General features: G+C 71.6%; 6 protein-coding genes. 4 read left to right on the forward strand and 2 right to left on the reverse strand.

Annotation, left to right across the window (positions count from 1 at the left end; all coding sequences use genetic code 11):
• Positions 1–1145 (reverse strand): glycosyltransferase 87 family protein (locus GTW67_RS30280; RefSeq protein WP_346010786.1); only part of this gene is annotated, 1145 nt, incomplete at its 3' end.
• A gap of 132 nt (positions 1146–1277) precedes the next feature.
• Between GTW67_RS30280 and GTW67_RS30285 the strand changes: the two genes are divergently transcribed.
• The gene (locus GTW67_RS30285; RefSeq protein ID WP_161167944.1) at positions 1278–2420 is read left to right on the forward strand and encodes a glycosyltransferase family 4 protein; all 1143 of its coding nucleotides are present in this window, start codon (positions 1278–1280) and stop codon (positions 2418–2420) included.
• Positions 2421–2457: 37 nt separating this feature from the next.
• Entirely contained in the window at positions 2458–2676 is a 219-nt protein-coding gene (locus tag GTW67_RS30290) for a hypothetical protein (protein ID WP_161167945.1), read from the forward strand.
• A 94-nt stretch (positions 2677–2770) separates the two neighbouring features.
• On the opposite strand, the gene GTW67_RS30295 is transcribed toward GTW67_RS30290, so the two are convergent.
• The gene (locus GTW67_RS30295; RefSeq protein WP_161167946.1) at positions 2771–4567 is read right to left on the reverse strand and encodes an AMP-dependent synthetase/ligase; all 1797 of its coding nucleotides are present in this window, start codon (positions 4565–4567) and stop codon (positions 2771–2773) included.
• Between the two features lie 350 nt (positions 4568–4917).
• Here GTW67_RS30295 and GTW67_RS30300 point away from each other — a divergent pair, with 350 nt between their 5' ends.
• Together GTW67_RS30300 and GTW67_RS30305 are read left to right on the forward strand one after the other, a co-directional pair.
• Positions 4918–5673 (forward strand): metallophosphoesterase, encoded by a 756-nt coding sequence (locus tag GTW67_RS30300; RefSeq protein WP_161167949.1) that lies wholly within the window; start codon positions 4918–4920, stop codon positions 5671–5673.
• A 116-nt stretch (positions 5674–5789) separates the two neighbouring features.
• A complete protein-coding gene (locus GTW67_RS30305; RefSeq protein ID WP_161167947.1) occupies positions 5790–6230 on the forward strand; it encodes an SRPBCC family protein in 441 nt (146 codons plus the stop codon).
• Positions 6231–6272: the final 42 nt, after the last annotated feature.

Raw genomic sequence — 6272 nt, forward strand, 5'->3', positions numbered from 1 at the left:
GCGGCGGCCACCAGCAGGCCGTTGCGGAGGAACAGCAGCGTGGTGCCGAGCGTGTCGCTCGCCACCACATGGCCGAACCAGACCGGGAACTCCAGCACCGTCACCAGGGACGCCACCAGCACCAGCACGACCGGCACCCGCATCCGGCTGGCCCGGAAGCACCCGCACACCGCCCCGACGCCGATCAGCCACACCATGTACTGGGGGCTGATCACCCGGCTGGTGACCGTGAACACCAGCACCGCCACGAAGGCCGCGTCCGCCGCCGTGTGCGCCTCGAACCGCGACGCCACCACCCGCCACAGCAGCAGCCAGCCGAACGCCATCCCGGTCAGCGTCAGCGCCGCCGTGCTCACGATCTCCACGTGCGGGCCGAGGAACTCCACGGAGCCGTAGTTGAGCAGCACCTGCCCGTCCCAGCCGTGGTGCCGGGCGACGTGGAAGACCAGCGAGCCCAGCGACTCCACCTCGGTGCCCCGGTCGCGCTGGAACGTCAGGAAGGCGAACGCCCCCGGCATCGCCACCGCGAACACCACCGCCAGCCCGGCAGCGGTCAGCGCCGCCGCGACCCACGCCGCGCGCCGGCGGATCCCCAGCAGGACCAGCGCCGGCCACACCTTCAGCATCGCCCCGATCGCCGCCAGCACCCCCGCCGCCCGCGGATGCCGGCCCGCGGCGAGCAGCGCGGCCACCGCGACGGCGGTGACCATCACGTCGTAGCGGGCGTACACCGTCGGCCCCAGCAGCGGCACGCCCACCACCCACACCCAGGCGCCGAGCGGCGACCGGCCGGCGCCGCCGCCCCCGTACCGCAGCAGGCCGAGGACGACCAGGTCGGCCGCGCAGGCCAGGACGAAGAAGGCCGTCGGGTAGTCGAGGAAGGGCAGCAGCCCGGGGGAGAGGATCGGGAGGGCGGCGGCGGGCGGGTACTGCCAGGTGACGTCGTCCAAGGGAAACGTTCCGCTGGACAGGACGTCGTACCAGCCCCGGTAGATCACCGACACGTCGCTGGTGACGTCCGGGCCCGGGAAGATCCACACCTTGAGCACGAACAGCAGCAGCATCAGCCGCGTCGCGGCCCAGGCGGCGACCAGTCCGGCCGCCGGCAGCCAGGCCGGGGACCGCCCCGTGTCCGTCGTCTCCACGTCACTCCGCCCGTTCCGCGCCTGTCCGCGCCCGTCCTGCCCGTCGGGCCATGATGTCCCGAACACCTGTCTGTGTGCCACCGGCGCCGCCGGGCCCCGCCCCGGACGGCCGGTTCGGTAGGGTCGGCGGCGATGCGCAAGACCCTGATCGTGACGAACGACTTCCCGCCCCGCCCGGGCGGCATCCAGGCCTTCCTGCACAACATGGCGCTGCGCCTGGACCCCGAGCGGCTGGTCGTGTACGCCTCCACCTGGAAGCGGAGCCGGGAGGGCGTCGAGGCCACCGCCGCCTTCGACGCCGAACAGCCCTTCACCGTCGTGCGCGACCGTACGACGATGCTGCTGCCGACGCCGGGCGCCACCCGTACGGCCGTCCGGCTGCTGCGCGAACACGGGTGCACGTCGGTGTGGTTCGGGGCGGCGGCGCCGCTCGGGCTGATGGCGCCGGCGCTGCGCAAGGCGGGCGCGGAGAGGCTCGTCGCGACCACCCACGGCCACGAGGCGGGCTGGGCCCAGCTCCCCGCCGCCCGCCAACTCCTGCGCCGGATCGGGGAGTCGACGGACACGCTCACCTACCTCGGCGAGTACACGCGCTCCCGGATCGCGGGCGCGCTCACGCCGGAGGCCGCCGCGCGGATGGTCCAACTGCCGCCGGGCGTCGACGAGAAGACCTTCCACCCGGACAGCGGCGGCGACGAGGTCCGGGCCCGCCTCGGCCTCACCGACCGGCCGGTCGTGGTGTGCGTCTCGCGGCTGGTCCCGCGCAAGGGCCAGGACACGCTGATCCGCGCGATGCCGCGCATCCTCGCCGCCGAGCCGGACGCCGTCCTCCTGATCGTCGGCGGCGGCCCCTACGAGAAGGACCTGCGCCGCCTCGCCGTCGAGACCGGCGTCGCCGCCTCCGTCCGCTTCACCGGCGCAGTCCCGTGGTCGGAGCTGCCCGCGCACTACGGCGCCGGCGACGTCTTCGCCATGCCGTGCCGCACCCGGCGGGGCGGCCTGGACGTGGAGGGGCTCGGCATCGTCTACCTGGAGGCCTCCGCGACCGGCCTGCCCGTCGTCGCCGGCGATTCCGGCGGCGCACCGGACGCGGTCCTCGACGGCGAAACGGGCTGGGTCGTCCGCGGCAACTCCCCCGAGGACTCCGCCGACCGCATCACGGCCCTCCTCGCCGATCCCGAACTACGCCACCGCATGGGCGAACGGGGCCGCGCCTGGGTCGAGGAAAAATGGCGCTGGAACCTCCTGGCAGACCACCTGAAGGCCTTGCTCTGACGTCATGCCGGCACACGAACCACGGAAGGCGGAAGCCATGGCCGGGCAGGGACCCGAGCTCATCGGCCGCGAGATCCTGCGGCTGGACGCCCTGTCCGAACGGGACGGCCACCGCATGGGCAAGGAGTGGCGCAAGCGCACGGAGACCCGCCGGGAAGCCCTGCTGTGGGCACTGCACGTCATCCTGACGAACGCCCCGACCACACCCCCGGGCCCCGCCACACAGACCTTCCTGGACGCCCTGAAACACAGGTGACTGCACGCCCCCCAGGGGCGCGGGGAACTGCGCGCTCAGCCACAACGAACCGGATAGCCGCCGACGAACCGCACCCGGCACCCCGGAAGGCGCCCTACTTCGCGTAGATCGCCTCGATCTCGTCCACGTAGTCCCTCGCCACGACGTTCCTCTTCAGCTTCAGCGACGGAGTCAAGTGCCCCGACTCCTCCGTGAACTGAGCCGACAGCACCCGGAACTTCCGCACCGACTCCGCCTTCGACACCGCCGCGTTGCCGTCGTCCACCGCCGACTGGATCGCGGCCAGCAGATCCGCGTCCTCCCGCAGCGACGCCGCCGTCGACCCGGCTGGCTTCCCGTGCTCCGCGCACCACCGCCCGAGGAACTCCTCGTCCAGCGTGACCAGCGCCCCCACGAACGGCCGTCCGTCGCCGACCACCATGCACTCCGCGACCAGCGCGTGCGCCCGGATGCGGTCCTCGATCACGGCCGGGGCGACGTTCTTGCCGCCGGCGGTGACGATGATCTCCTTCTTGCGGCCGGTGATCCGCAGGTACCCGTCCTCGTCCAGGGTGCCGATGTCCCCGGTGTGGAACCAGCCGTCGGCCAGCGCCTCCGCCGTCGCGCCCGGGTTGTTCCAGTACTCCTTGAACAGGTGCTCGCCGTGCAGCAGCACCTCGCCGTCGTCGGCGATGCGCACCACCGAGCCGGGCAGCGGCTGCCCGACCGTGCCGATCTTCTGCCGGTCCCAGGGGTTGAACGCGGTGGCCGCGCAGGACTCGGTCAGGCCGTAGCCCTCCAGCACCGTGAAGCCGATGCCGCGGAAGAAGTGGCCGAGGCGCTCACCGAGCGGCGCGCCGCCGGAGATGGCGTACTCGCCGCGCCCGCCGAGGACCGTGCGGAGCTTGCTGTAGACGAGCTTGTCGAAGACCTTGTGCTTGATCTTCAGACCGACGGACGGGCCCGCGGGGGTGTCCAGCGCCTTGCTGTACGCGATCGCCGTGTCGGCGGCCTTGTCGAAGATCTTGCCCTTGCCGTCGGCCTGCGCCTTGGCGCGCGCCGAGTTGTAGACCTTCTCGAAGACGCGCGGCACACCGAGGATCAGCGTGGGCCGGAACGCGGCCAGTTCGTCGGTGAGGTTCTTGATGTCCGGGACGCAGCCCAGCTTGATCGGCGCGATCATCGGCGCCACCTGCACGAGGCGGCCGAAGACATGGGCGAGCGGGAGGAACAGCAGGACGGAGCACTCGCCCGTACGGAACAGGGGACGCAGCCGCTCGACCACGTTGCCGCACTCCGCGAAGAAGCTGCGGTGGGTCAGCACACAGCCCTTGGGACGGCCCGTCGTGCCCGAGGTGTAGACGATGGTCGCCGGGTCGTCGGCCTTCGCGATCGAGCTGCGCTCCTCGACCGCCTCGTCCGTGACGTCCCCGCCCAGCCGCCCCAGCTCCTCCACGGCCCCGGCGTCGATCTGCCAGACGTTCTTGAGGGCGGGCAGCTGCTCGCGCACCGACTCCACCGCGGCGGCGTGCCCGGCCGACTCCACGACGCACGCCGTGGCGCCCGAGTCGCCGAGGATCCACTGCACCTGCTCCGGCGAACTGGTCTCGTACACCGGCACCGTGATCGCGCCCGCGCTCCAGATCGCGAAGTCCAGCAGCGTCCACTCGTAGCGCGTACGGGACATCAGACCGACGCGGTCGCCCGGCTGGACACCGGAGGCGATGAGGCCCTTGGCGGCGGCGTGCACCTCGGCGAGGAAGACACGGGCGCTCACGTCCTGCCAGGCACCGCCCGTCTTGCGGGCGATGACGGCGACGTCGGGGTGCTGCGCGGCGTTTCTGCGGACGATGTCGGTCAGATTTCCGTCCGCAGGGACCTCGTACAAAGCCGGAAGGCTGAACTCGCGCAAGACTGCTGCTCCTCATAGGGCGCCGGCGCCACGACGTTGTGTGATGCGACGGTGCGGTCCAAGGCTCGGGCAAGTGCGTCAGGAGAACATGCGGAATTCACATGTTGAAATCCTGAGCACGACTGGACTGCCCGGACGTTACCCGCCGGTATGGCGTCTCCGACAGGGGGTCCCCGCGAGATGTTCGCTGCGTCACACGGGTGGGGTTTCCTTGGCGCAGGGTAGTCGACGCCTTGACCGACCAGCCAGTAACCGCAGGTCCGGCCGCCACTGTTCACGCATGCCCCACACACTTACGCTTGATCGCCATGGCACCCACACCGGCCGGCAACACGACGACACGCGTCCACGTGGTGAGCGACGTGCACGGCAACGCACGCGACCTGGCCAGGGCCGGCGAAGGCGCCGACGCCCTGATCTGCCTGGGCGACCTCGTCCTCTTCCTCGACTACGCCGACCACTCGCGCGGCATCTTCCCCGACCTGTTCGGCAGGGCGAACGCCGACCTCATCGTCGAGCTGCGCACCGCCCGCCGCTTCGCCGAGGCACGGGAGCTGGGGGCCCGGCTGTGGGCGGGTGTCGGCGAGGACCGCCAGGCGCTGATCGAGCGGGCGGTGCGGGGACAGTACGCCGAGCTGTTCGCCGCCTTCCCCACCCCGACGTACGCCACCTACGGCAATGTCGACATGCCGCCGCTGTGGCCCGAGTACGCCGGACCCGGCACGACCGTGCTGGACGGCGAGCGCGTCGAGATCGGCGGCCGGGTCTTCGGCTTCGTCGGCGGCGGCCTGCGCACCCCGATGCGCACGCCGTACGAGATCAGCGACGAGGAGTACGCCTCGAAGATCGAGGCCGTCGGCGAGGTGGACGTGCTCTGCACCCACATCCCGCCGGAGGTGCCGGAACTCGTCTACGACACGGTGGCGCGGCGCTTCGAGCGGGGCAGCCGCGCGCTCCTCGACGCGATCCGGCGGACCCGGCCGCGCTACGCCCTGTTCGGCCACGTCCACCAGCCGCTGGTGCGGCGGATGCGGATCGGGGCGACCGAGTGCGTCAACGTCGGCCACTTCGCGTCGACCGGGAAGCCGTGGGCGCTGGAGTGGTGAGCCCGTCCCGCCGGATGTCGCAGGCAGGTGGTGACATCCGCTTTGCCCGTGCGCGATAGCCTTCACGCGGCACACACGATCCTCAGTACCGGCCCGCATCTGGAGGAGCCACGGCGATGGCGGAACACACCAGCTCGAGCATCACGATCGAGGCGGCACCGGCCGACGTCATGGAGGTGATCGCCGACTTCGCCCGCTACCCGGACTGGACCGGTGAGGTGAAGGAGGCGCAGGTCCTCGCGACCGACGCGCAGGGGCGTGCCGAGCAGGTGCGGCTCGTCATGGACGCCGGGGCGATCAAGGACGACCAGACGCTGGCGTACACCTGGACGGGCGGGCAGGAGGTGTCCTGGACGCTGGTCAAGTCCCAGATGCTGCGCTCGCTCGACGGCTCCTACCTGCTCCGGCCGGCGGGCACGGGCACCGAGGTCACGTACCGGCTCACGGTCGACGTCAAGATCCCGATGCTCGGCATGATCAAGCGCAAGGCGGAAAAGGTCATCATCGACCGAGCCCTGGCAGGCCTGAAGAAGCGCGTGGAGTCGGGCAAGAAGTAACCCCCCCGGCCGCTGCGGGCAGCAGTGCCGCTGGGGCGGCAC

Source organism: Streptomyces sp. SID5910, assembly GCF_009862125.1.
Lineage (GTDB): Bacteria > Actinomycetota > Actinomycetes > Streptomycetales > Streptomycetaceae > Streptomyces.

Excerpts from the sequence above, each read along its gene's own strand:
- GTW67_RS30285 (WP_161167944.1), top strand. The coding sequence starts at position 1,278 with ATGCGCAAGACCCTGATCGTGACGAACGACTTCCCGCCCCGCCCGGGC.
- GTW67_RS30290 (WP_161167945.1), top strand. The coding sequence starts at position 2,458 with ATGGCCGGGCAGGGACCCGAGCTCATCGGCCGCGAGATCCTGCGGCTG.
- GTW67_RS30305 (WP_161167947.1), top strand. The coding sequence starts at position 5,790 with ATGGCGGAACACACCAGCTCGAGCATCACGATCGAGGCGGCACCGGCC.